Origin of the sequence: Brevibacterium otitidis (assembly GCF_042429315.1) — a bacterium.
GTDB classification, from domain to species: domain Bacteria; phylum Actinomycetota; class Actinomycetes; order Actinomycetales; family Brevibacteriaceae; genus Brevibacterium; species Brevibacterium otitidis.
The window spans coordinates 1-25,927 of sequence record NZ_JBHMAU010000125.1 but is presented as its reverse complement, the minus strand read 5'-3'; the positions used below and the strand labels follow the sequence as shown (position 1 = coordinate 25,927).

The window sequence follows — 25,927 nt, the reverse complement described above, 5'->3', positions numbered from 1 at the left end:
GAGACCGGTGAGAGGCCGGGACACTACCTCCTGCCCACTCATCGCGTCCGCGCTCGAATCCGAGTGAACCCCCGGACATCAAGCAGATCGGTGGATCAAGGCTAAACGCCGATGCGCATCGGCAGCTACTTGGGATCGCATCAAACCACTGCCTGGAGGGGCGGTGCGACACGGCACAGCGCACCGGACTGGCGGCGGTGCGCAGGAGGCAAGCGACGCTCTCCAACGCCCGTGGCTCAGTGCTTGTTGCGGTAGCGCTTACGACACTGGCTGATCAGCCGCCCACGGTTTTCGGAACTGTCAACGATGTCCCGAGACATCTGTCAACTATCACTCTCGGCGAAGTGTCAACGATGTCCCAAGACACGTGTCAACTATCGCTCGCGTTCAATCAGGCCGCGGAGTGTCAACTATGTCGTGAGACCGGACACTCTTAGCTCCACCCCACGCACAAGGCTCGAACCTTTGCCATCATCGATGGGTCGGATCGGGCCTTGTTGCTGTTTTAAATCCAGGTGAGGGCGTCATCGAGATGCATCGGGTTGGACAGGGCCGTCTGCATGGTCCGCCGATAGTCTCGTTGCCGGGTTCAGGCCAAGTCTGCGAGGAGGCACTGCATAGCTAAGGATCACTTCATCCCGGCGGCCCTGCTCGGGCGTTGTTCCGAAGACGAGAGTGGACCGCTTCGTCGGCGCAGGCTTCTCGTCGTGAGTCGCCATACCGCCGGCCGGGTTACGACGGCGGCTTCCATCGGGTACAAGAAGCGTCTGTACGGCGTCGACGAGGACCTCTTCCAGACCTCGCAGGGGCGCGCCATCGACAAGTTGTGGGACGCGTACGAGCCGCAGTTGCCCAGGGTTCTGGACGATCTCATCGCCGGAACCCTCAGCGCCTCGGACTGGATCCGAATCCTTGTGCCCTTCGTTGCCGCAACCTTCGCTCGGGATCGCTCATACGAGGCGAGAATTGTCGCGCGTCTGAAGGAGGAGGGCGTAGAGGACCCGCAGACTGAAGCTCCCGATTTGTTTGACAAGACGAACTTGAGTTTGAATCGCCTGGTCGAGATGAACAGGTTCGCTGCACGAGCGATTGTCTGCGAATGGTACGTCTTCGAACTGGATGGGGATATTGTCATCCCGGATCTCGGGTTTGGCTTCGACTTGCTCTCCGATCCTGACGAGGAGCCGGAGCGCGTGGGCTTCATGCTGCCGGTGGGTCGTCGCCACATCCTGGAGTTGATGCCTGTGACAGAGCGTGTCCTAGCGACCCGATCTGTCGACGGGACGTGGCAGGTGCCCCTAGTGCACGCCCGGTCGGCCGGGTCTTCGGTCGACCTGAACCGCTATCTATGTCAGTGTGCGCAGGACTTCGTCGCAGGTACAGAAGCTGCGACCGAGTCCATCTCCGCCGCGGACTTGTCGACTTTCGGCTCCTCCCAGATCGAGGTGGTCCTAGGCCAGTGGCCCTTCAATATCGACACCTTGTTTCTTGCGGGTCTACATGCGCCAGTGGACAAGCTCCTGCATGACGAGCCACTGGATCTCGACGAGTTGTAGCTGGACCGGTTCGAGGGCGTGACAGAGCTCGACTCTCGAATCGACTTCCGGTTCGCCCGAACCGCGCGGCGCTTCCCAGTGAGCTGCTTCTTGGCCACCGACGGATCGACGATCCGGGTGAGAGCACACTCGAACGATCAACGCAGGTAGTCCACCATGCCACCCCGACCCGTCAACGACGCCCAGCGTGAGGTGCTCGACTGGCTCGCCGCCGGAGGCTCCCAGGACCCGCCGCGGACGGAGATGAAGCTGAGCGCCGCCGCGCTGGCGGCGCGCGGCCTCGTCAAGGTCCGCCGCCCGGGCGGGAAGTGGACGGCCGAGCTCACGGAGACGGGCAGGTACTACGTCGAGCACGGCAGGTACCCGGGTGAGGCCGAGAAGGCCGAGAGGCCACCGGCTCTACGACCACGCCGTGCAGGGAGTCCTGCAAGACCAGGGACTCCGGAGCCTTCCCCGGCACCGGCCGAGACGTGAGAGCCTGTAGTAGTGCTGCAGGAGCCCCAGGAGCAGGTTCCGCTGCGCCAGGTCGTCCGGCGTCCCCACCCGGCCGTCAAGGAGCTCAGGGATCGGCCGGGCCGGCTTCCGATGCCCCTGCGCAGGCGCTGCGTCCTGGTGGCCCACTCTCTAGTCACCGAGGCGCTGGCTCGCGGCTGGACGGTCACGCCCGTGGAGGCGCGCCGGGAGCTCGATGGTTACCGCGGCACCTACCTGCGCTATGCGAGCCAAGCGTTGCTCCTGCTTGATGCCGGGCATGCGACGGTGGGGATCGCGTTCAGTGAGGTGACGAAGCGGCGTCCGCACGAGGACACGAAGGAGGAGGCGGCGCGCCGGGCGAAGGGGAAGTATGTCTGGGCGCCGAGGTATGACTACGTCGGGGACGGGAGGCTGCGTATGCACCTGACGGACCGTGACGGGCGGAAGACAGGGGCCTCGTGGACCGACGGCGCTCGCGTGAAGGTCGAGGAGCGGCTGCCTGACGTGATCGCCGCTGTCGAGGCCGCCAGCGAGCGCGCCGTGCGGATGGAACAGGAGCGCCGCCGCGAAGAAGAGGAGAGGCTTCGCCGCGAGGAAGCACACCGGGTCGATCAGCTGCGCCGCGGCTACGAGGTTTGGGAGCAGGCGCTCCACGCAGGTACCGACGCGTGGGCCAGGTACCAAAAGATGAGTGCGTTCGTCGACGAGGTGGAGCGCGACATCGGCGAGGAGGGGCACCCGTTCGTCGAGTGGGCCCGCGGGCACTTGGATGCGGTCGACCCGCGCCGAGCGCTGCCGTCGGGCGACGTGCCTACCTGGATGCACGAGGAGCGAGCACGGCACGGCCGGTATGAACCGAATTCGACGTACCGCTGGTGAGGCACTCTGCCTGCGGGAACCGAACTCGTCGTCCTGAGACACTGCTCGGGATCGCGCCGTCGCATGGCGCCAGACGAGGGGAAGTTCCGTGATAGGTCAGCTGCTCTCGGACGAGGTCGCCGCCTCGCTGGGTAAGTTTTTCTTCGGCGGTGCGGGCCCGAGCCATGCGACCGCCACGAGGTGCTTCACGGCGTGTGGTCTATCGGACGAGGATCCCTACGACGTCGCCACCGGCACGCCGAACAAGGAGCACCGCGCGCTGCTGATGTGCCGGACGGCCCGGCGACGTCCGGGAGACGTGGCCGCAAGGCATTGGATCGCGGAAGCCCTTCAAGGAACATCGACCGCGTGTCAGAGGCCAGTCGCCGAACGCTGAGTCTGTGGCTCCGATGTCTGCTTTTCGACCAGCTCGGCGAATCTGCTGATGTAGTCCCGCAGGAACCGCGCCGTCGACTCTTCAGCGATGATCCCGTCGTCAGAGATGAGCGTCGGAGACTGCCCGAGGAACACCTCCGGCTGCCCAGGTGTCGGCATATCGAAGTACGACAGTGCCAGACGCAGATTCTTCTGCGAGCTGTAGCCGCCCATCCGCCCGACGGAATGGCTGATGATGCCGGCCGGGAGGTGCTTCCACGCAACGTCGGAGTTCGGTTTCGAGCCGACGTCGATCGCATTCTTCAGGCAGGCGGGGATGGCCCGGTTGTTCTCGGGTGTCACGAACAGCACACCGTCGGAGGCTTTGATCGTCTCGCGGAACGCCGTGTACTCAGGCGGCACCGGCTTGTCGGCGACCTCAGGGTCGTCGTAGTCGAAGTCGTAGAGCGGCAGATCACGGATCTCAACGATGGATGCGTCGTATCCCTCTGGGAAGCAACCGACGGCATATCGCGCGATCTTGCGGGCATAGGAGGCGCGGCGCAGGCTGCCGACGAGCATGGAGACACGGTGGGTCAGGGAGATACCTTTCACTGGAGGTCGCAGGTGCCCAATCTGACACTCGTCCAGAGATATCACCGATGAGCCCCACTGTCTACGTGGCCTCTCACTTATGAGTTCGTGTTCCAGAACTTTCTATAGCACGGCCTTGTCCCAGACAGTTCTGCGCCGGCTCACGGCGCTGTGACTCCTGACAGCCCCGCGTTGGTCGCTGCGGTCTCGTGCTGACCGTGTTGCCACAGCTCAGCTGCCGACGATCTCCTGATACGCAGCCTCATCGGTGGCGCCCTCTGTTGAGAACACGAGCACCACATCGGCGGCGGTGAGCCCCAGCGCATCGCGGTGGGCGAGCAGGCCGGCGAGCCCGGCCGCGCCGCTTTCACCGGAGACGACCCCGTCGCGGGCGAGCAGCCGCATCGCCTCACGGGCGTCGTCGTCGGTGGCGGTGGCGAAGGCATCGAAGCCGTGGCGCATGTCCGGCCAGGCGATCTGGGAGGGTGTACCGCAGTTCAGCCCTGCCATGATCGAGGTCTGCGGGCCCGGGATCTCAGTCATCTCACCGCGTTCGATGCTCACGATCACACAGTCGACCAGGGTCGGCTCGACGCCGATGAGCCGCGGACCCTGCGGGCGGGCGAAACCGCGCACCACGGCGGCGGCGAAGGCACCGACGCCGATCTGCGCGGCCACGACTGTCGGGGCCTTGGCTTCGCCGGCGGCGATCGCCTCGTGTACCTCGGCCATCATCGTCGAATAGCCGTCGATCACCCAGGCCGGCGGGTCGGTGTAGCCCTCCCATGAGGTGTCCGAGACCACCAGCACATCGTCACCGGCGGCCTCAGCGCTGCGGCGGATCGCATCGTCATAACCGCCGTCGACGACCTCGACGACAGCGCCTTCGGACTCGATGGCGGCGATCCGGGCGGGCACCATGTCCGCCGGCACGAAGATCCGGGAGCTCAGACCCAGCAGCCGGGCCATGATCGCCACCGCCCGGCCGTGGTTGCCGTCGGTGGCTGCAGCCAAGGTCAGCGTCTGGCCCGACTCCTCGAGCGCAGCACTGAGGCGAGCGCGCAGCTGTTCGAACTCCGCCACCTCGGCGACATCGACGCCGAGCCATTCGGTGAGCACCCGGCAGGTGGCCCAAGAGGCGCCGAGGATCTTGAACGAGGGGGTGCCGATGCGCTCCGATTCGTCCTTGAGGTAGACGGCAGCGACTCCGAGGGCCTCGGCTGCGGCTGGGAGTGCGCGCAGCGGCGTCGGCGCGTAGCCGGGCAGGCTCTGATGGAAGGTGCGCGGCACCACCGCGCCGGCATCAGCGGAGGCGACCACCGCCTCGGGCGCGGCGAAGGGGTTCGTCACCAGGCGGCGGGCGGTCATCGGCAGCTCCTCTGTTCAGGGGGATACTCCCGTCAGCTTAGCCACGCCCGAGGCAGTGGTGCCGGTGTGCCCGGCAGGCGGTCGCCGGGTGCCGGTTCAGAGCACCTCGCGCGGTGGCGACGGGGGCCGGTCGGTCAGGGCGGGGGCATCGCTGACGCGTCTGCCGCCGCGCTGGGCGGCCACCCCGGCGATGATGACCAGGCCAATGCCGACCAGCTGCATGACGGTGGGCCGCTGGGCGAGGATGAGCAGGCCCATGAGCACGCCGAAGGCCGGTTCGATCGAGAGCAGGGTGCCGAAGGCGGTGTGGGTCATCCGCCGCAGGGCGAGGACTTCAAGCCCGAAGGCGATGACCGGGGTGATGAGCGCGATTCCGGCGGCGGCCGGCAGCACCCACCGGGTGAGCTCACCGCCGATGACCTGCGGCAGGCCGACCGGCAGGGTCGCCAGGGCGGCGATCGGGATGGTGAGCGACAGGCCGCTGATGCCGGCGAACCGGTCGCCGATGTACTGGGTGAACACGTTGTACAGCCCCCAGCAGGTTCCGGCGGCCAGTGCGAAGCCGACGCCGGAGAGGTCGATCGTCCCCTGCCACGGCTCGGTCAGCAGCACCACTCCCAGCAGTGCGAGACCCGGCCAGATGAGGGCGCGGCGGCGCGGGCTCATGAGCCCGGCGACCGTGAGCGGGCCGAGGAACTCGATCGCCACCGCGGTGCCGAGCGGGATGCGTGCCACAGCGGCGAGGAAGAACGTCGTCATGAAGCCGGTGACGATGCCGAGGACGAGCAGGGCCGGCAGGTGGCGCAGCCGCAGGCTGCGCAGTGCAGGGCGGGCGATGAGCCACAGGAACACGATGCCGAAGCTCATCCGCAGCCACGCCGTGCCGGCCGGGCCCACCTGGGCGATGACCGGTACGGACAGTGCATTGGAGATCTGCACGGCGAGCATCGCCGCGACTGCCATCGTCCACGGCGGCACCGTCGACGGTGCTGCTGCCGGCACGGCCTGCCGTCTGCTCATGGCTGCAGGAAACCGGTCGGGGCTGTCTGCGGTGGCGTCGTCTCAGACATGGCGGGATCCTCTCGGTCGCCGGCGCTGCGCAGCTGAGCGCCATGCCGGGTTCGCCGTGCATCGTAGTGCAACCCGCCACCACCGGCGCGGCGCGGCTCAGGTGCCGGGATGCTGGAAGCCGGGCACGCCTCGGGCGCGGTGCGCAGGTTCCCGGAGGCCGGGACTCCGGCGCACCTCGGGCACGGTTCTCACAAGGCAAGGGCGTCGAACAGGATCGGGTACAGCGGCAGTTGGAGCGCACCGATGAGCAGGAAGATCCCCGCGGCGACGAAGCCGAGCACCATCGCAGCGGTGGCGAACCGACGGCCCCGGCGGCGCTGCCGCAGTCCGAGCAGTGCCACGGCGAGCGCGATCACAAGCCCGAGCAGCTGGCCGATGAGCACCGTCCACAGGATGATCCAGTTGAACAGGTATTCCGGTTCAGGTCCGAAGACGCCCTCGAGCGTATCGGTCATCGTGACCCCGAGGACGAGGTAGCCGACAGTCGCCAGGCCGCCGGCGAGCGCCAGGAGCGACCAGGCGAGCACCACGATGCCGACCGGGAACCACGGCGTCATCCTCGGCTGCGGCGGGGGTGTGGGGATGGCGAGTCCCACTGGGGCGGCCAGTGTGTGTCGGCCTGCTGGGGCGGATGATGGCGGACCGGGTGGTGGACCTGGTGGCGGTGCGGGTGGCGGGTTCAGAGGTTCTCCCGTGTGACGTTGTCGAGCCGGGAGAAGCGCTCTGCGAGGATCTCGCGGAACTCCGCGACGAGCCTTGAGGTCAGAGACGGAGGATTCATGATGGGGCCTTTCCCGCGATGCTCCCGGCTGCCGAGGCGGCAGGTGGTTTCAGGATACGTCCAGGGCCGGCGGAAGTCTCTCGCTGCGGGTGAATCGTGATGCTTCCGGTGTGTGGGTGGCGTGGCACAGCGGGTTGCGGCGCCCACTGCGGTGTGAGGCTGCAGTTTCGGTTGCGTCGGATGTCGAACTAGAGCTTCTCAGCATTCATCACCCAGTACGAACCATCGAAACCGTCAACAAGAAGCGTCGCTGCCAGCCGGCCGTGGCGTGCTTCGACGACCCAGTTCGGCTTCAACACCGCCCGCGGCTCTGCCGGGAAGAGGTCGAAGTTCATCCCCAGACGAAAGCGTTTGCGCAGGGCGGTGGCGACCAGCTGACGCGCCTTGTCCGCTGTATTGGTCCCCGGCCCTGACATATGGGCCTGGCACGGTGAGGGCACATCGACGCCGTTGATAGGGATGCTGGAGATGAGACTGGTTCCGCTCTTCGCATCCACCATGACCGACACAGTCGAACCGTCGGATTCCGCCTCGTGCTGTGGTGTGGACTTCTCGCGCCACAGCTCGGAGATCCGGAAGCGAGGTCCTCGTGTGCGCCGAGCTCTGACGTCGACTGACCAGAATGGGTGGTGCACCAGCGTCGCCGCGGCTGCGCCCCCGCCGATCTTCCGGCGCACGATGTCCTCGGCCTCGAATTGCGTGATCGTCGGGCTGAGCCGAAGGGCCGTACATGCGGCACTCTGCCGGTCCGGCGCCTCGGCACGGGGTGCTCCCGAGGCCGAGGCACCCTTGCCCGCGTGCCGGCGTGAAGACGTCAGACTACTCATGAGACTTCCGTCCACGTGGGCTGTCTGCTGCAGTGCTCTCCGAGGCAACACTGCCGGTGGCCGGAGCGCTGAGCTGTTCGTCGGCGACCGGCAGCTGAGCTGCGAGGACGTTGTTCTGACCCATCGCCAGCCGGGCCGGAATCGGCCCGACCTTCGCTGTCTCGACGAGCACCTCGCGGATGTGTGCTGGCACCGGATTCGTCTTCTGCGTCGCCAGTGACACGACGACGAGGGTGAGGGCCGAGATGACGACACTGGCCATCGGGTCGACCGCAGTCAGGTCCGTCAGACCGCCGAGCTCCCAGACGATCGGCACGATCGTGCCGACGATCATCGAGGCGATCGCACCGGCGGTGTTCGCCTTCTTCCACCAGACAGCCGCAACGTAGGCGGGCACGAATGCGGTGCCGAGGATGGTGGTGGCGAACAGCACGACGTCGGCGATTCCCGGTGCCCGGGGTGTGGCGATGACGTAGCCCAAGGTCGCGAACGCCAGCACGGTGATCCGCGAGACCCACACCGACTGCTTCTCCGTCATGGACGGGTTGACGAAGCGCTTGAAGAGATCATGCGAGGCGATCGTGCCCGTCTGCAGCAGCAGCGCGTCGGCGGTCGACATGATCGCGGCCATGATGGCAGCCATCACGATGCCCACGGCGAAGTTCGGCAGGACGAGCTCTGCCACACCGAAGACCGCCATCTCCGGGTTCGCCAGGTTCGGCAGCAGCACCAGCGCCATGACACCGACGAGGTAGGGCGCCGGAACGAAGAGCAGGTTGAATCCGGTCGAGTACAGCGCTGCGGTGCGGGCGACCGAGGGCTTCTTCATCGCCATGTGGCTGACGTTGACGTGCGGGTAGCCCATGTAGCCGATCGAGAAGATCAGCAGCGCGCCGATGACGAGTCCCCATTTGACCGATTCGAAGCCTTCGGGGCCCCACATCGTCAGGAGATTCGGGTTGATCTCAGCGACTGCGTTGTTTCCGGCAGTCAGACCGCCGACGGCGATGAGCGTGCCGATGAGGATCCACAGCATGCCGATGACCATGACGATGGCCTGCACGAAGTCGGTGTAGGCCACAGCGAGGTAGCCGCCGAGGAACGTGTAGAGCACGATGACGCCGATCGCGACGAGCATCGCCCACTGGAAGGGGATGCCGGTCACCATCTCCAGGCCCTGGCCGCCGGCGATGAACTGCGAGAGCACGTACATGAACATGCAGCCGAGGGCGATGGGCGCTGCGATCGCACGCGTCCAGGTCGACGGGTAGCGGTGTTCGAGGTATTCGATCGAGGTGAGAGAGCCGAGCATCTGCGAGAGTTTGCGCATCCGACGGCCGAGGACGGATAGGTTGAGCACGCCGCCGCCGATGTCGCCCATGGCGTACCAGAGGGCGAAGTAGCCGTTGGTGTAGCCGAGCGAGCCGGCGCCCTGGAACATGTAGCCCGACATCGACGATGACTGCAGGCGCAGGGCGGTGACTGCCGGGCCGAGGCTGCGCCCGCCGAGCAGGAAGCCCTCTTCGTCCTTCGAGCCGGCGCGCACCGACCACAGACCGATCCCGGCCATCGCGACGAAGTAGACGATGAGGAAGACGACTTCGATGCTCATGACGCACCTCCCGCTGCCGGGTGAGCGCCGGGTGAGGCGTCGCCGAGGTCATCGGGCAGCTCGACATCCTCTCGGCTCCAGCCGCGGGTGCTGAAGAAGAAGATGAGCGTGTAGGCGATCCACAGCAGTGGGATGCCGACAATGATGAGGATTGTCGCCATTGGCAAACCGAACATTGGGTTCCTTCCGTCCTGAGGGCTGAGTCAGTCGAGCGCTCTCACGCACCCGTGCACCCTCACCGGCCAGCGGCTTGAGACTGCGGCCATCGACTCATGTCTATCGCTCATATCCCAGTCACGCACAGACTGCCGCGGGATCTCAATGAACCCGCTCGACGTATTCGTCTGCGATGTCGAGTGCACGGTCGATGACCTGCAGGCCCTCGACCACCTCGTCATCAGGGGTGTTGAGCGGTGGGACGACATGGATGCGGTTGAAGTTGATGAACGGCAGCACCCCGTTGCCCTTGATCTCCGCGGTCAGGCGATCCATCGCCTCTGACGAGCCGCCATAGGGGGCCAGCGGTTCGCGGGTCTCGGGATCGGTCACCAGCTCAACAGCCCAGAAGCAGCCCATGCCGCGCACCTCACCGACAGACGGGTGGTTGGCCTCGATCTTCTCCAGGTGCGGCCCGATGACCTCTGCTCCGAGCCGCTTGGCGTTCTCCACCATCGCTTCCTCGCGCATGGCGTTGATGGTGGCCACCGCGGCCGCTGTTGCAAGCGGGTGACCGGAGTACGTGAGACCGCCGGGGTACGCGCGCTCGGCGAATGTCTGGCGGATCTCATCGGAGATGATGACCCCGCCGAGGGGTACGTAGCCTGAGTTCACTCCCTTGGCGAAGGTGATGAGATCCGGTTGCACGCCCCAGTGGTCGATGGCGAACCACTCGCCAGAGCGGCCGAAGCCGGCCATCACCTCATCGGCGATGTACATGATCCCGTACTTGCGGGTGAGCTCCCGGACGCCTGTGAGATATCCCGGCGGCGGGGTGTAGATGCCGGCGGTGCCGGGGATCGACTCGAGCATGACAGCTGCGATGTTCTGCGGTCCTTCGAGCACGATCATGTCCTCGAGGTGGCGCAGGGCGCGCTCAGCCTCTTCGGTCTCATCGGCTGAGCCGAAGTACGAACGGTATGTGTAGGCCGGCATGAAGTGCACGACACCTGCTCCCGGAGTGTCGTTGGCGAAGCGGCGCGGGTCGCCGGTGAGGTTGACCGCCAGGGTGGTGCCGCCGTGGAAGCTGCGGTAGGCCGTGAGCACCTTCTGCCGGCCGGTGTGCAGGCGGGCCATGCGCACCGCGTGCTCGTTCGCATCAGCGCCGCCGTTGGTGAAGAACACGCTGTTGAGGCCCTCAGGTGCCAGCTCGGTGATGAGCCGGGCGGCCTCGGAACGGGCATCGTTCGCATGCGGGGGAGCGATGGTGCACAGCCGGGCGGCCTGCTCCTGGATCGCCTTCACCACCGCCGGGTGCTGGTGTCCGATGTTGGTGTTGACCAGCTGCGAGGAGAAGTCGATGTACTCGTTTCCATCGGCATCCCACAGCCGTGATCCCTGGGCGGCGACGATCGCCATCGGGTCGATCCTGTCCTGGGCTGACCAGGAATGGAAGACGTGCTTGCGGTCGAGGTCCTTTCCGCGCCGGCCGCGCTCGAGGTCTTCGTGGGTGTATGGGAGGCCTGCGCCGGCTGCCGTGTGGTCCCCGGCGGCCACGTGCTGATCTGTCATGGTTCCTTCTCCTTCGAAGCTGATGGCTGGGGTGTCCGGTGCGGCACTCAGCCGTTGGTCGGGAATCCCAGGTTGATGCCGAGCTGGCTGGGATCCTGCCAGCGCTTGGTGATGACCTTACCGCGGGTGAAGAAGTGCACACCCTCAACGCCATGCGCATGGGTGTCGCCGAACAGGGAGTCCTTCCACCCGCCGAAGCTGAAGTAGGCCATCGGCACGGGGATCGGCACATTCACACCGACCATCCCGACCTGGACCTCGTTTTCGAACCGGCGGGCCGCCCCGCCGTTATGGGTGAAGATGGCTGTGCCATTTCCATAGGGATTCCCGTTGATGAGTGCCAGACCCTCGTCATAGGAGCCCACCCGCACCACGCAGAGCACGGGTCCGAAGATCTCGTCCTGGTAGATCGACATGTCCGGTGAGACGTGGTCGAACAGAGTCGGGCTGAGGAAGGCATCGGCACAATCGGCGTCGACGTCTCCTTCCCTCCCGTCGACGACGAGCGTGGCCCCGGCCTTCACACCGGCGTCGATGTATCCGGCGACCTTGTCACGGTGGGCGACGGTGACAAGCGGGCCCATATCGGTGCCTCGGGTGCCGTCGCCGACCTTCAGGGAACGGGTGCGCTCTGCGATCTTGGAGACGAGCTCATCGGCGATGTCCTCGACCGCCACCACCACCGAGATCGCCATACAGCGTTCGCCCGCGGCGCCGAAGCCGGCGTTGACTGCGGCATCGGCGGTGATGTCAAGGTCGGCATCGGGCAGCACGAGCATGTGGTTCTTCGCACCGCCGAGGGCCTGGACACGCTTGCCGTGGGAGGTCGCCGTTTCGTAGACGTACTTGGCGATTGGGGTCGAGCCAACGAAGGAGACGGAGGCGACGCGCTCGTCGCTGAGGAGCGTGTCGACGGATTCCTTGCCGCCGTGCACGACGTTGAAGACGCCGTCGGGCAGTCCTGCTTCCTTCCACAGTTCGGCCATCCAGTTCGCAGCCGAGGGATCCTTCTCCGAGGGCTTGAGGACGACGGTGTTGCCGGCGGCGATGGCCACGGGGAAGAACCACATCGGCACCATGGCGGGGAAGTTGAACGGCGAGATGATCGCCGACACTCCGACCGGCTGGCGCACCGAGTGCACATCGACGGCAGCCGAGGCGTTCTCCGTGTGGCCGCCTTTGAGCAGGTGCGGCATGCCGCAGGCGAACTCGACGACCTCCTGGCCCCGGCTGATCTCACCGAGCGCGTCGGCGAGCACCTTGCCCTGTTCGGCGGTGATGATCTCAGCGAGCTCCTCCTTGCGCGCGTTGAGCAGCTCCCGGAAGGCGAACAGCACTGCGGTTCGCTTCGACAGCGAGGTGTCCCGCCACGCAGGGAACGCGTCACTGGCGGCGGCGATCGCCTGCTGCGTCCGCTCGGTGTCGGCCAGGGGCACGCGGCCTGAGACGACGCCCGTTGCCGGGTTGACGATGTCAGCGGTGCGCGCACCGTCGTCTTCGGTCACCGCGCTGCCGTTGATCCAATGTGCCAGAGTCTCCATCGAAACCTCTCCCTGATGTGAAGATGCGGGGTGCTGCGAACCGACGACACCGGCGTGATCGACCCCACAATGCCCGAGGCCAGTATCACGCGCACAGCCGCCGCGCACACTGGACGGCCTGTCAATCTCGCACACGGAACCATGACAGACTGTAAACTGAGGGCATGCGCGCACACCCGTCTTGTCAGCAGAGCCTGAGGTGAGCCCGCAGATCGGGACGGGCCGGGAGGGCGTCACCGTCCGCACGGTGCTCTCGGTGCCCGAGCTTGAGCAGACGCAGCTGACCGTCCTCTCCGGTGAGAACCGGCTTGACGCGGCAGTGCGGTGGGTCCACATCGCCGAGACCGAGGATGTTGCCTCACTGCTGGAGGGCGGGGAGTTCCTGCTCTCGAGCGGGCCGGCCTTCCGTCTCAACGTCGATCGCACACGCGCCTTCCTCCTGCGTCTGGAGAAAGCCGGCGCCGCGGCGTTCGCAGTCGAGATCGTCACGGAGGACGATGAACCGGACGCCTCGTCTCTCGAGGTGCTCAGCGCAGCGAGCGCCGGTTTGGAGATCCCCGTCATCGCGCTGACAGAACGGGTCCGGTTCGCCCGCATCACCCAGGCTGCCCACCGGCTGCTCATCGCCGAGCACTTGGAGTGGATCGAACGCACGCGGGAAGTGCATGAGGTGTTCACCGAGCTCAGCATCAGCGGGGCGGACGAGGCGAAGGTCGTCGAGACGACCAGCGACCTGCTCAACACCCCGGTCGTCCTCGAAGATGCCGCCCATCGCATCCTGAGTTTCGAACTGTGTGACATGACCGAGGACGAGCTCTTTGATGACTGGCCGCTGCACAGCGGCAGGGCGGTGCCCGTCGGAATGAAGCAGAACCGGTGGGGCAGGCTCGCCGCCCCTTTCGCAGACCCGACCGACCGCTACGCCGCCGAGGTGCTCGAGCGCGCCGGTCAGGCCATCACCCTCGTGCGGATGGCGACCCAACATCAGCGGGACCTGCTGCTCAACGCCACCGACCGCTTCCTCGGCGAGCTTTCGACGCACACGCAGATGACAGACCAGGTCGCTGCGCTGCGATCGCAGCGATACGGAATGAGCCGATCGGCGGCATACACCGCTGTGGCACTGCACACGGCCGACGTCTCTGATGCCGCTGGAGTCGATCTCTCCGACTACCAACTCGAAGAGCGACGCGTTCGCAGCGAGCTCATCGCCGTCAGCCGAAGCCTGGGCCTCTCCGCCCTGACCGGCACATGGCGCTACGGCACCGTCGTCGCCCTGGTGGGCTTCCCCACCGACGCAGTGGATGCGCCCCTCACCGAACTCAGCCGTACCCTGTCAGTCAATCTGAACCGGTCGATCACGATCGGAGTGGGCCCCTCACGCGACAGTGTCCTCACTGCCGGCAGGGATCTGGAGACCGCGGTGGAGACCGCCAGGATCGCCGCAGGGATGTCGGTGCGCGAACGGCCCTTCTACAGGTTCGCCGATCTGCGGCTCAACGGCCTCATCGCCGGACTGGCCGATGATGCGCGCCTGCGCGTCTTCGCCGAAAGCGAGCTGGCGCCGCTCCTGGGCAGCGGCGGAGACACGGCATCATCGGGTGCCGACCGTGCCGCACTCGACTTCCTCGAGGCCTATGTGCGGGCAGGCGGGAACAAGACGGAGGTGGCAGCCCGGCAGGGCATCAGCCGACCAGTCGTCTACGCACGCCTGCAGCGCCTGGAGGGACGTCTTGGCGTTTCACTCGATGATGCCGAATCCCGTGCCGCGCTGCTGATAGCACTGCTGTGGTGGCGCTCGCAGCGCTGATCCTCCTCAGTCCGCCCCGGCGATGGGATCGTCCCTGCCGCCGGCTGCGCCGACCGGGAAACCGCTCTTCGGACCTGCAGGGCGGTCACCGTGCACACCCGGCTCACCTGCGCTGGCATCCAGCCCAGGCCGCAGGCCCACAGTCTCTAGTCCCCTCCCCTGCCTACGCATCACCTGCACCGATACCCCTGTGTCTCGCACCGGCCGGCATCACCTGCCGCAGGCACCGCCCCAGGGCATCGCGCAGGGCGAGCGCATGGGAGCAGCGGTGCATAGCAGGAGAGATGTCCGAGCCGTATATGAGATGTCTCACCTTGACAGCCCACGCATCCCGGATCTCTACTTAGGTTAGCCTAAACTTATTAGCTGAAGGGATGATGCCCCGATGACGGAAGTTCAGAAACTGGCAGAGTTCGTCGAGCGGGCGAGCCTGGAGGACATGAGCCCGGAGGCGCTGGAACAGCTGAAGATCCGCGTCCTGGACACCCTCGGCGTCGCCATCGGTGCGCTCGATGCAGAGCCCATCGTCGCCATCCGCGGCCTGCTCGAAGACCTCGGCGGCACCGAGCAGTCCACCATGATCGGCGGGGGCAAGACCACCCCGGAAAGGGCCGCCTTCTTCAACAACGCGGCAAGCCGCTACCTGGATTTCATGGACGCCTACCTCGCCAAGGGCGAGACGAACCACCCCTCAGACAACTTCGGCGCCGTGCTCGCGGCTGCAGAGTCCGTCAACGCCTCGGGCCGGGACCTGCTCACCGCCTTCGCCGTGGCCTACCAGGTGCACACGCGGCTGTCCGATGAGGCGCCGGTGCGCGCCAAGGGATTCGACCACACGACGCAGGGCACCTTCGCTGCTACCGCCTCGGCGGCCAAGGCGCTCGGCCTCGATGTGCAGCAGACGGCCAATGCCATGGCGATCGCCGGGACCGCCAATGTGGCGCTGCGGGTCACCCGCACCGGCAACCTAAGCCATTGGAAGGGCCTGGCCTATCCGCACGTGTCGAAGGAGGGCACCTTCGCCGCACTGCTCGCCTCCCGGGGCATCACCGGCCCCGAGGAGGTCTTCGAGGGCAACAAGGGCTTCAAGGACTCCATCGCCGGTGACTTCGAGCTTGATTGGTCTGCTGAGGACCTTGAGCGCGTGACCCGCACCATCATCAAGAAGCACAACGCAGAGATCCACTCCCAGTCCGCGCTCGATGCGGCCCAGGAGATCCGCGCTGATGAGAGGTTCGACGCCAGCCGCATCGCCGAGGTGCGCCTCGACACCTTCGATGTGGCCTACTCGATCATCGGCGGCGGCGAGGAGGGCGACAAGCAGAGCATCCGCACCAAGGAGGAGGCGGACCACTCCCTGCCGTGGATGGTGGCCGTCGTGCTGCTTGACGGCGTGCTCAACCCCGAGCAGTACGAACCCTCCCGCATTGTCGCCGATGATGTCCAGTCGCTGATGAAGAAGATCCGAATCACACCGACCACGGAGTTCTCGGAGCGGTTCCCCGACCACATGCCCGCAGACCTCACGGTCGTGCTCGATGACGGCACCGAGCTGCGCGCGGTGAAGGACACCTACCACGGCTTCCATGACAACCCGCTGGACTGGGCTGCCGCCCGCGCGAAGTTCGATGCCCTCACCACCCCGTTCACCGACGAGGCGCTGCGCGAGGAGATCGACGGGATCGTCCATGACCTGGAGTACCGCCAGACCGCAGACCTCGTCGCTGCCCTGGCGAAGGTCCGCCGCGAGCGGAGCTGAGAGCTGCCACCCAGGATTCCCCGGTACGGGGGATCGACCACTGCATCCGACACAGTCACCGAAAGGCAAACACCATGAGCAACGAGATCGACTTCGACGTCTCCTTCAACTTCGTCCCCCGCGCAAAGCGGCCAAACAAGCCGCGCACCTACGGCATGACTGAGATCCGCGCGCCCTACTACAGCACCTTCGGCACCCGGCACCTGCAGGATGTCTTCGATGTCGCAGGCCAGTGGGTGGACGGGATCAAGTGGGCCGGCGGCTCCTTCTCCCTTGTGCCGACAGAGCAGGTGCGCAAGTTCAGCGACATCGCCCATGAGAACGATGCCTATGTCTCCTCCGGCGGGTGGATCGAGACCGTGCTGCGCTACGGCGATGACGCTGTGGACCAGTACCTCAAGGAGGCCAAGAACGTCGGATTCGACGTGATCGAGATCTCCACCGGTTTCATCATGCTCCCGACCTCCGGCCTCGAGCGCCTGGTGGAGAAGGTCGTCAAGGCCGGCCTCAAGGCCAAGCCGGAACTGGGCATCCAGATCGGCTCCGGCGGTGACTCCACCGAGGAGGAGCTCGCTGCGGAGAGCATGAAGGACATCGGCGACCTCGTCGACCGCGGCAAGCGGGCCCTTGACGCCGGTGCCGCCATCATCATGATCGAGTCCGAGGGCATCACCGAGAATGTCCACGAGTGGAACACCGGTGCAGCTGCGTCCATCACCAACGGCCTCGGGCTCGAGAACGTCATGTTCGAAGCCGCCGATGGCCTCGTCTTCGAGTGGTACGTGAAGAACTACGGCAACGAGTGCAATCTCTTCGTCGACCACTCCCAGATCCTCCAGCTCGAGGGCCTGCGCCAGAACGTCTGGGGCAACAAGTCGACCTGGGGCCGCGTGGCCAACCCGCACTGAAACCCACCACCGTCACCGGCGGCCCGGTGACACCATCTCAGAACCCGGCGCACCTGCCTCATGGCGAGGCGGGGCGCCGGGTTCCGATATGCAGGCCGCAGCGAGCCCGGGCCTGGCCCGGACGGCGTCAACGGCCTGTGGATCCGCAGGAAGCGGCCGTGCAGGAGTCGCCTGCGCGGCTTTTCAGGAATCGCCTGCGTGCTTCTTGACCAGCTCGCAGAACCGGTTGATGTAGTCCTTGAGGAACTCCACCGTTGAGGGCTCGGTGATGTTCCCCTCATCGTCCATCAGGCTCGGGGAGCGGCCGAGGAACACCTCGGGCTGGCCGAGTGTGGGCATATCGAAGTACGACAGCGCCAGGCGCAGGTTCTTCTGCGAGCTGTAACCGCCCATCCGGCCGACCGAGTGGCTGATGATGCCATTGGGCAGGTTCTTCCACGCGACATCGGAGTTCGGCTTCGAGCCGATGTCCACGGCGTTCTTCAGGCAGGCGGGAATCGTGCGGTTGTTCTCAGCTGTCACGAACAGCACACCGGATGAGGACTTGATCGTCTCGCGGAACGCGGTGTACTCCGGCGGCACCGGCTTGTCGGTGACATCGGGATCATCGTAGTCGCAGTCATACAGCGGCAGATCACGGATCTCGACGATCGAGGCATCGAATCCCTCCGGGAAGTAGTCAAGCGCATTGCGTGCGATCTTCCGGGCGTAGGAGCCCCGGCGCAGGCTGCCGACGAGAACGGAGATGCGGTAAGTCACGGTGAGATCCCTTTCGCTTGAGGCCAGAAGTGCCAGAACCGGCACTCCTCCAGTGATACCACCCACGCCCCCCGCTGTCTACGCCGCTGCAAACTTATGAGTTCGGGTAGACGAACTTCGATCGGGCGGTGTGCGCTGTGCTCTCACCCGACCCGGGTCACGCCTCTGCCTGGGGTTTGGGCGCACACCCCTTCTGAGCATGTGCGGGAGGCCGGGCTCGCTGTTTGGAGACGGCAGCGTACTCAAGCAGCTCGCCGTGGAATGCCAGGCACAGATTGGCGATGACGAGCGGGTCTGACAGCGCCCCGCCCAGCAGCTCTTCGATGCGGGTGAGCCGGTAGCGCAGAGTATTCGGATGGATCGCTAGACCGGCAGCAGCCACGTTGACCGTGAGGTTCGCGTCCAGATAGCTCAGCAGGGTCTCAAGCAGCTCAGGCCGAGCGCGCAGCCGGCCTGCATAGCCGGCAAGAACCGATCGGTCACGCAGACTCGTCGCTCCGGCAAGCAGCCATTCGAGAGGGGACAGCTCATCGACCCTGACCACCGCTCCTGAGACCGCGCCCGCCGCACGCCCACCGATACAGCTGCCGTTCGCCACTGCTGCGGTCCGACGAGCCAGGCGCAGGGCAGCCTCTGTTGCGCGCGCGATCTCCGGCAGCGCCGAGAGCTGGCTGAAGGGTTCGGAGACTCCGGTGACGAGGCGACCGGGAACCTCCTGGAGCCCACTGATGAGCGCCTCAGCCGCATCTCCTGCCTGAACGAGCAAGCGCATACCAGGGGCCCGGTCACCAATGCGCGCCGATTCGATCGCGAGCATCGGCAGCCCAAGCGCAATACCAGAGTCGGGCTCCCGTGCGCTGCTGGGCGTGCGGACCGGTGCGAGAATCGCGTCAAGATCCGATCGGGTGAAGACAGCGCCCGAAGCGCTCACGCAGATGATGAAGTGCAGCTCGGAATACGGCGTGAAGCCGAGTTCGGCCATGCGCTGCCAGCTGCGCTGTTCGGCGCCCACGGAAATGCCGAGTTCGAGCTCGCGCAGCAGCGCCGCGGAGCTGACGACCTGCTGAGTGCGGGCGAACCCCTCGACGGCCCCGAAGGATCCGAGGATCGAGCGCAGGGTCTCGAACACCGTCGCCGAGGTGGTGCCCAGGCGGGCACTGTCATGCGAGGCGAGGACGAGATGGTAGGTGTGAGTGCGCACGCGGATGCGGTCGGCGGCGACGCTCCAGCGGCCGACGGCGAACGGCCCGTCGGCGGCCTGCGCAGATTCCGCCAGGTGTGCGGCGATGAGCTTGACCGGCCCAGCGCCGGAGGCGTGCAGCAGCGCGTGACTGTCATCGAAGACCATCGCCGACCCGTCGCACAGCCTGGCCATCACCCGCACAAGGGAGGCGAGCGGATCGTCGGCGTCGGCGGCGGCCAGCAGCTGCCGCATGATCGCCAGCCGCTCGGTCTCGACGGCGGCTGCATCGGCGATCGCGCGATACAGCCGAGCCGCTGCCGCATCGATGCCGCCGGTGAACACCAGCACGCTGATGTCGCGCTGGCTCAGCTGAGTGAACAGCGAAGCCCCGGTCTCTTCGGACGCTTCAGCGGCAGCGGCCTCAGGACCTGCCAGCAGAGATCCGCAGATGACGACAGCGCGTATGCCGGCTGAGCGCAGCGCTTCGGCTGAGCCGGCGGATTCCACTGCGGCGGCCAACTCGGCCTCAGAAGCGGTGAGCAGGATCCGGGAACCGGCTGGCGCGGGGTCCCCACTGGATGCCCGCGCCTTCGGCAGCGGGTCGCCCGCACTCAGCACCTGGGTGATCGCAGCAGGTGAGCGCATGCGGGACTGCACGAGGATCGCGCCTTCATCACCGAAGGCGTCGACCGCCTCGGGAACGGTCAGCGACATCCGCCCTCCTTCTCACTGTGCCGGGCCCGTGCGCGGGGAGCGCACCAGGAGCTTTGTGTTTTCCACAATAGTGCCTGTTGAAGTTCTCAGATTCTCCATTGTCGCACTGAGTTCACTTCGCAAGACTGTGGTGCAATTCACAAAGGAGGAGAAATGACAGATCTTCGAGTGGCCGTCGACGTCGGTGGCACGTTCACCGATGTGTGCATCTTCGACGATGCCGACAAGACCATGCGGGTGACGAAAGTCCCCTCAACTCCCGACGATCCGATGCGCGCCGTCATCGGCGGTGTCGAACGCGGTGAGATCGACCTGAACAGCGTCAGCCTGTTCTCCCACGGCACCACCGTGGCGACGAATGCGCTCATCACCCGCCGGTTCCCCAAAGCCGCGCTCGTGACGACGAAGGGCTTCCGCGACGTCATCGAGATCCGCGACGGCACGAAGGACGAGCTGTGGGACGCCTACAAGGATGTGTCCGGCCCCTACATCCGCCGCCGCGACCGCTTCGAGGTCACCGAACGCGTCGACTACTCCGGCCGCGTCGTCGAAGCGCTGAACGAAGACGAGGCCCGTGAGCTCGCCCGGCTGCTGAAGAAGCGCGGCACGACGACGGTGGCCGTGTGCTTCATCAACGCCTTCGCCAACGCCGAGAACGAAGTCCGGATGCGCGAGATCCTGCAGGAGGAGATGCCCGAGGCCGCCGTGTCGACCTCGGCCGAGATCCTGCCGGAGATCTTCGAGCACGACCGCTTCAACACGACCGTCTCGAACGCAGTGCTCGGCCCGCTGGTGGCCGGCTACGTCGAGCGCCTCGACACCCAGCTCAAGGACGACGGCTACGACGGCGACCTGCTGCTCCTGCACTCCGGCGGCGGCTCGATGACCCCGGCGATGGTCAAGCGGTTCCCCGTCCGGCTCGCCGCCTCCGGCATCGCCGCCGGAGCGATCGCAGCCAAGCACGTCGCCGAGCAGTGCGGCTACGACAACGCCGTCGGGCTCGACATGGGCGGCACCTCGACCGACATCTCCCTCATCGCCGACGGCGAGCTGCGGGTGACGAAGGAATGGGAGGTCGAATACGGCCACCCGATCGTATTCCCCAGCATCGAGGTCCTCACCATCGGTGCCGGCGGCGGCTCGCTGGCCCACATCGACATCGCCGGCTCCCTGCGCAACGGGCCGCAGTCCGCCGGCGCTGACCCCGGCCCAGCCTGCTACGACCAAGGCGGGACCGAGCCGACGAACACCGATGCGAATCTGCTGCTCGGCCGGCTCGGCACCGACCTGGCCGGCGGCGCCATGACCCTGCGCCGGGATCTCGCAGAGAAGGCGGTGGTGGAGACGATCGCCGAACCCCTCGGCCTTGAACCAGCCGAGGCCGCCGAGTCGATCATCGATGTGGCGAATGCGAATATGGCCGATGCCGTCCGGCTCGTCTCGATCCGCCGCGGACTCGATCCGCGCGACTTCGCCCTCCTGGCCTTCGGCGGCGCCGGAGCCCTGCACGGCGCGGAGGTCGCCCGCGAACTCGGCATCCCGACCGTCGTCGTGCCCCCGAGCCCCGGGGTGACCTCAGCGCTCGGCTGCCTGCTCGTCGACATCCAGCACGACCTGTCGACGATGTACACCGCCGTCGCCTCGACTGCCGACAGCGACGACCTGGAACAGCAGTTCGCCGCACTCGAATCGACCGCTGCCGAGCGCCTCCGCCACGAGGGCGTCGCCGAAGCCGACACCGAGCTCAAGCGCGGCATCTCGATGCGCTACCAGGGCCAATGGCGCTCCCTCCAGGTGCCGATGGGCACCGGACCGGACGCGCTCACCGAGGCAGTGCGCACCTTCCATGAGGAGCACGAGCGCCAGTTCGCCTTCCGGCAGGACGACAACCCCGTCGAGATCTATCAACTCCACCTCAAGGCCCTCGGCAAGACCCCGAAGCCGGCCTTCACCCCGGCCGAAGCCGACGGCTCCGCCCTGCCTGACCCGGTCGAGCGCCGCGAGGTGTACTTCGACGGGCAGTGGCACGACACCCCCGTCTACGACCGCGACGCCCTGCGCCCGGAGATGGAGCTGGCGGGCCCGGCGATCATCAACCAGCTCGACTCGACCACCGTCGTACCGCCGAACACGACGGCGGTCATCGACGAATGGCTCAACATCCGCATCCACCTGAGCGCGAGCGAAGGAGACGAGAAATGAAAACCCTGACCACCGCCTCGGGACCGGCGACAACCCTGCACCCGGTGACGTTCGAAGTGCTCAAGAACGCCTTCGCCACCAGCGTCGACCTCATGAGCGAGCAGATCCTGCGGACCTGCTACTCGTTCGTCATCTACTCCCGCGACTTCTCCTCAGCCCTGTGCGATAAGTACGGCAACACCGTCATGCAGGGCAGCGGCGACATCGCCGTGCACGTCGGAACCCTGCACTTCCAGTGCAAGGCCGTGCTGGAGGAGTTCGGCGACGACATCAACCCCGGTGACGTGTTCGCCATCAACGACCCATACCGCGGCGGCACCCACATGAACGATGTCTCGTTCATCCGCCCGATCTTCGTCGAGGACGAGATCATCGGGTTCGCACAGAACAAGGGCCACTGGGCCGACATCGGCGGCAACGTCCCCGGCTCCTTCGACGTCAACGCCCGCGAGCACTTCTCAGAGGGCCTGCGCATCACCCCGGTGCGCGTGTGGCGGGCCGGCGAGTTCCTCCACGACGTCGCCCAGCTGCTCGTCTCCAACACACGAGCACCTGCCCAGGCGCTCGGCGACCTCAACGCCCAGTCCGAGGCGACCGCCGTGTGCGAACGCGAGATCCTCCGACTGGTCGACAAGTACTCCAAGGACACCGTGCTCACCGCGATGCAGGAGACGCAGGACTACGTCAAGCGCACCGTGCTCGGCAGCCTCGCCGGGCTGCCGCACGGCGAATGGGAGACCGTCGACTACCTGGACGCCGACCCCGCCCACGGCGAGGGACTCGTGCCGATCCGTATCAAGCTGCGGCTCGACGGCGAGGGCATCCACTACGACCTGACCGGTTCAGCTCCGGCGGTCTCAACATTCCTCAACTCCGGGTACGGCACCACGCATTCAGCGATCTACGCCGGGACGAAGACGTTCTTCCCCGAGGTGCCGCTCAACTCCGGCTTCTACGCTGCGGTGACTGCCGATATCGGAGAGGAGGGCACCGTCGTCAACGCCGGCTGGCCGAACGCGGTGACCGGATTCTGCTCCGGGCCGTATGAGAAGGTCATGAACGGCATCTTCGAACTGTGGAGCCGGATCATGCCCGAACGGGCGATGGCGTGCGCCTTCAACCTGGAGTATCTGCTGGTGGGAGGCCATGACGGCCGCACCGACGACCAGCAATACTTCATGTGGTATGACTGGATGGCTGGCGGCTGGGGCGGCCGGGCAACGAAGGACGGCTCCTCGGCGACCTCGCCGGTGTTCGGCACCGGCCTGGCGGTGCAGCCGGTCGAGGGCCAGGAGCGCCTCAACCCGATCCTGACGACCAGCCACGCCATCAACACCGACTCCGGCGGGCCCGGCAGGTTCCGCGGCGGCTGCGGTGTGGAGAAGGGCGGCGTGCTCACCGATGCCGTCAAGACCGTCATGAGCTACTGCTGCGACCGCGGCCGCTCAGTCACCTGGGGCATCGAGGGCGGACTGCCGTCCTACCCGCACGGCGTGTGGCTGAACAAGGGCACCGAGGACGAGAAGTACCTCGGAGCGACCTTCTCGAATGTGCCGATCGAATCCGGTGACGCCTTCACCCGCCCATCGGCTGGCGGCGGCGGGTTCGGTGATCCGCTGGAGCGCGAGCCCGAGGCGGTGCTCGAAGACGTCATCGACGAGTACGTCTCCGTCCGCCGGGCCGAGCGCGACTACGGCGTCGTCATCAAGGTCATCGATGCTGAGCTCGATGAGTACGAGATCGATGCCGAGGCGACCGAGAAGGCGCGTGCGGAGATCCGATCCCAGCGCGCCGGCTGGCTGGAAGCCGGTCCCGAGGCGGTGGCTGAACAGTACCGGAAGGGCGAGCTCGACGTCCACGACGTGCTGCGCCGCTACGGTGTCATCCTCGACTGGGGCACCGGCGAACTGTTCCCGGACACCACCGCCGAGTACCGCCGCATGATGGCCAAGCGCTCAGCAGCGCACTGGACGTCCTGATCGCTCGGTCTCACTGATCAGGGGGCACAGAGGCGGCCGCACACCTGCACCGGTGTGCGGCCGCTGACGTTCTCGAGTTATCCACAGGGATACGCGGACACCCTGACACGCGATGTGCCGCGACGTAGACTGAAAACAGGCGGAAGGAGGAGCATGAGCGTTCAGACAATCGCCGCGGTCCCGGTCTTCTCGGGAAAATCTACGCCGGGCACCGAACACGTGAATCACGACCGCTGGGGTGCCGTCAACCGCACTGCATGGGTCATCGACGGTGCCACTCGGACCTCATCCGCCCCGATTTCGGACTACGTTGCTTCTCTTGACGCTGCTCTGACAGCCCACGCGGCAGACGACTCGCTTTCGCTCTCGGAGCTCCTCGCTTCGGCAATCGCACAGATTGCAGCTGACTACTCGGGCACCAACGTCTCAGCCACCGTAGCCATGGCGCGGCAGAGACCGCATGGCGGTTGGGACTGGCTCGTACTTGGTGACTCGGCCGTCGCGTACGCAGATGAGAACGGAACTCACCTCATCCAGGACACTCGTTTGGCATGCGTCGGAGTTGCACAGCGCGCTCGGAAGCGTGCGATCGAACTCCATGAGCTTGATGACGCACACCTCAAGGACGCTAAAGCGGCTCTCTTGGCTGCCGAGGATGCTGCGAGGAATGTACGCGGAGGATTCTGGGTCGCAGCCGATCGGCCCGATGCGGTCATGCACGCTGTCACCGGATCAACAAGCGCCGAAGACCTGGTACTCATGACAGACGGTGTCGTTTCAGGCTTCGTAGCCGGAACGTGGGATGACGCTGAGCAAATGGTTCATGATGTTCTCCACGCCGGTCCCGAGCACGTTCTTCAGAACGTTCACCGCGACGTGATGACTGCACACGGTCGGGCAGACGATATGACCCTCGTTCACGCTCACGCCTCCTGACGCTCGGCGAGAACTCCCCCATGGACGCTATTTCTGAAGCATTCGACTGGGTGTCTCGCACCCTCGCCGTCGTCACCGTCGTGACGGTGATCTGGAGATTCATCAGGTTCCGTGGACGACAGCGTGTCATTGCAAAGTTCTTCGGAAGTCGCGCCCTCACCATCTGTCTTCCACGACGCGAGCTCTCGAACAGGTCAGCAATCGTCGAAGCAGACTTCGTTGCCGCCAAGACACTGGAACTGTTCTTACAATCGTTCAAGATTCGAGTCGACTATTCTTTTGTCGAGCCCGACGGGACTATCGACCTGCAGGCTCCTGGGCTGGTCGTGATCTGCGGACCAAAGTCCTCGAACGTCGTCGCCAAGGCGCTCAACAATGACTCCGCATTCTCTTTCCAGCAGCAGGGTGAGCACTGGACGATCTTCGATCACACCACCAAGTCCACGTATTACTCACGTTCTGACACCAAGGGCCAGCAGTCAGACATCGGATTGCTCAGCCGAGCACACGTCGCCGCTCACTCTCGAAAGACGTTCCTCTCTCTTGCCGGAGTGCACGCAGAAGGATCAGCCGTGATGGCGGAACACCTCTGCGACTATCGCACGCTCAAAAGAATGATGAAGCGAAGCAGGAGGCACATGTTCTCCGCCGTCATCGCCGGCACCTATAACGTCGATCCACTCCGTGTCACCAGCACTCAGGAACTTGTGTTCCGAAAGCGTCCCCAAGCTGTGTCAACCCCGCCGCCGCTCGTTGACGTCGATCCGTCTGGCGAGAACGGCTCTGCCTAAGCCTTGATCCACCGATCTGCTTGATGTCCGGGGGTTCACTCGGATTCGAGCGCGGACGCGATGAGTGGGCAGGAGGTAGTGTCCCGGCCTCTCACCGGTCT

At 65.9% G+C, this 25,927-nt stretch carries 21 protein-coding genes; 10 read left to right on the top strand and 11 right to left on the bottom strand.

Annotated elements, in window-relative coordinates:
* Positions 1–707: 707 nt before the first annotated feature.
* From ACFFN1_RS14645 to ACFFN1_RS14635, 3 genes are all read left to right on the top strand, one after another.
* Positions 708–1,556, top strand: a complete 849-nt coding sequence (locus ACFFN1_RS14645) for a hypothetical protein (protein WP_376841592.1) — start codon at positions 708–710, stop codon at positions 1,554–1,556.
* 156 nt (positions 1,557–1,712) lie between these two features.
* Positions 1,713–2,030 (top strand): hypothetical protein, encoded by a 318-nt coding sequence (locus tag ACFFN1_RS14640; RefSeq protein ID WP_376841591.1) that lies wholly within the window; start codon positions 1,713–1,715, stop codon positions 2,028–2,030.
* Between the two features lie 12 nt (positions 2,031–2,042).
* Positions 2,043–2,909, top strand: coding sequence for a hypothetical protein (locus ACFFN1_RS14635; protein ID WP_376841590.1), 867 nt, complete (start codon positions 2,043–2,045; stop codon positions 2,907–2,909).
* 351 nt (positions 2,910–3,260) lie between these two features.
* On the opposite strand, the gene ACFFN1_RS14630 is transcribed toward ACFFN1_RS14635, so the two are convergent.
* From ACFFN1_RS14630 to ACFFN1_RS14590, 9 genes are all read right to left on the bottom strand, one after another.
* Positions 3,261–3,845, bottom strand: a complete 585-nt coding sequence (locus ACFFN1_RS14630) for an NADPH-dependent FMN reductase (RefSeq protein WP_376841589.1) — start codon at positions 3,843–3,845, stop codon at positions 3,261–3,263.
* Between the two features lie 243 nt (positions 3,846–4,088).
* Positions 4,089–5,225 (bottom strand): diaminopropionate ammonia-lyase, encoded by a 1,137-nt coding sequence (locus ACFFN1_RS14625; RefSeq protein WP_376841588.1) that lies wholly within the window; start codon positions 5,223–5,225, stop codon positions 4,089–4,091.
* Between the two features lie 96 nt (positions 5,226–5,321).
* A complete protein-coding gene (locus ACFFN1_RS14620; RefSeq protein WP_376841587.1) occupies positions 5,322–6,245 on the bottom strand; it encodes an EamA family transporter in 924 nt (307 codons plus the stop codon).
* Positions 6,246–6,484: 239 nt separating this feature from the next.
* On the bottom strand, positions 6,485–6,892 hold the full coding sequence (locus ACFFN1_RS14615; RefSeq protein ID WP_376841586.1) for a hypothetical protein: 408 nt from the start codon (positions 6,890–6,892) through the stop codon (positions 6,485–6,487).
* Positions 6,893–7,265: 373 nt separating this feature from the next.
* Positions 7,266–7,904, bottom strand: a complete 639-nt coding sequence (locus ACFFN1_RS14610) for a hypothetical protein (RefSeq protein WP_376841585.1) — start codon at positions 7,902–7,904, stop codon at positions 7,266–7,268.
* Positions 7,897–9,516 carry a sodium/proline symporter gene (locus ACFFN1_RS14605; protein ID WP_376841584.1) on the bottom strand — a complete coding sequence of 540 codons (1,620 nt, stop codon included), beginning with the start codon at positions 9,514–9,516 and terminating at the stop codon, positions 7,897–7,899. The genes ACFFN1_RS14610 and ACFFN1_RS14605 overlap by 8 nt, the downstream gene beginning before the upstream one ends.
* Entirely contained in the window at positions 9,513–9,692 is a 180-nt protein-coding gene (locus ACFFN1_RS14600; protein ID WP_376841583.1) for a hypothetical protein, read from the bottom strand. The genes ACFFN1_RS14605 and ACFFN1_RS14600 overlap by 4 nt, the downstream gene beginning before the upstream one ends.
* 142 nt (positions 9,693–9,834) lie before the next feature.
* On the bottom strand, positions 9,835–11,244 hold the full coding sequence (locus ACFFN1_RS14595) for an aspartate aminotransferase family protein (protein WP_376841582.1): 1,410 nt from the start codon (positions 11,242–11,244) through the stop codon (positions 9,835–9,837).
* 47 nt (positions 11,245–11,291) lie between these two features.
* Entirely contained in the window at positions 11,292–12,785 is a 1,494-nt protein-coding gene (locus ACFFN1_RS14590; protein WP_376841581.1) for a CoA-acylating methylmalonate-semialdehyde dehydrogenase, read from the bottom strand.
* 199 nt (positions 12,786–12,984) lie between these two features.
* On the opposite strand from ACFFN1_RS14590, the gene ACFFN1_RS14585 reads away from it, so the two are divergent.
* The 3 genes from ACFFN1_RS14585 to ACFFN1_RS14575 all read left to right on the top strand — a co-directional run bounded on the left by ACFFN1_RS14585 (position 12,985) and on the right by ACFFN1_RS14575 (position 17,262).
* Positions 12,985–14,595 (top strand): PucR family transcriptional regulator, encoded by a 1,611-nt coding sequence (locus ACFFN1_RS14585; RefSeq protein ID WP_376841580.1) that lies wholly within the window; start codon positions 12,985–12,987, stop codon positions 14,593–14,595.
* A gap of 385 nt (positions 14,596–14,980) precedes the next feature.
* The gene (locus ACFFN1_RS14580; protein ID WP_376841579.1) at positions 14,981–16,354 is read left to right on the top strand and encodes an MmgE/PrpD family protein; all 1,374 of its coding nucleotides are present in this window, start codon (positions 14,981–14,983) and stop codon (positions 16,352–16,354) included.
* A 74-nt stretch (positions 16,355–16,428) separates the two neighbouring features.
* The gene (locus ACFFN1_RS14575; RefSeq protein WP_376841578.1) at positions 16,429–17,262 is read left to right on the top strand and encodes a phosphosulfolactate synthase; all 834 of its coding nucleotides are present in this window, start codon (positions 16,429–16,431) and stop codon (positions 17,260–17,262) included.
* Positions 17,263–17,445: 183 nt separating this feature from the next.
* Here the strand turns inward: ACFFN1_RS14575 and ACFFN1_RS14570 are convergent, their stop codons facing one another.
* Positions 17,446–18,021 carry an NADPH-dependent FMN reductase gene (locus tag ACFFN1_RS14570; RefSeq protein WP_376841577.1) on the bottom strand — a complete coding sequence of 192 codons (576 nt, stop codon included), beginning with the start codon at positions 18,019–18,021 and terminating at the stop codon, positions 17,446–17,448.
* Between the two features lie 157 nt (positions 18,022–18,178).
* Positions 18,179–19,918: a PucR family transcriptional regulator gene (locus ACFFN1_RS14565; protein WP_376841576.1), complete on the bottom strand. Its 1,740-nt coding sequence runs from the start codon at positions 19,916–19,918 to the stop codon at positions 18,179–18,181.
* Between the two features lie 153 nt (positions 19,919–20,071).
* Between ACFFN1_RS14565 and ACFFN1_RS14560 the strand changes: the two genes are divergently transcribed.
* From ACFFN1_RS14560 to ACFFN1_RS14545, 4 genes are all read left to right on the top strand, one after another.
* A complete protein-coding gene (locus ACFFN1_RS14560; protein WP_376841575.1) occupies positions 20,072–22,120 on the top strand; it encodes a hydantoinase/oxoprolinase family protein in 2,049 nt (682 codons plus the stop codon).
* Positions 22,117–24,099 carry a hydantoinase B/oxoprolinase family protein gene (locus tag ACFFN1_RS14555; protein ID WP_376841574.1) on the top strand — a complete coding sequence of 661 codons (1,983 nt, stop codon included), beginning with the start codon at positions 22,117–22,119 and terminating at the stop codon, positions 24,097–24,099. Before ACFFN1_RS14560 ends, ACFFN1_RS14555 begins: the two co-directional genes overlap by 4 nt.
* A gap of 153 nt (positions 24,100–24,252) precedes the next feature.
* A complete protein-coding gene (locus ACFFN1_RS14550; RefSeq protein ID WP_376841573.1) occupies positions 24,253–25,035 on the top strand; it encodes a hypothetical protein in 783 nt (260 codons plus the stop codon).
* 20 nt (positions 25,036–25,055) lie between these two features.
* Complete coding sequence (locus ACFFN1_RS14545; RefSeq protein ID WP_376841572.1) at positions 25,056–25,826, top strand: hypothetical protein; 771 nt, start codon at positions 25,056–25,058, stop codon at positions 25,824–25,826.
* Positions 25,827–25,927 lie beyond the last annotated feature (101 nt).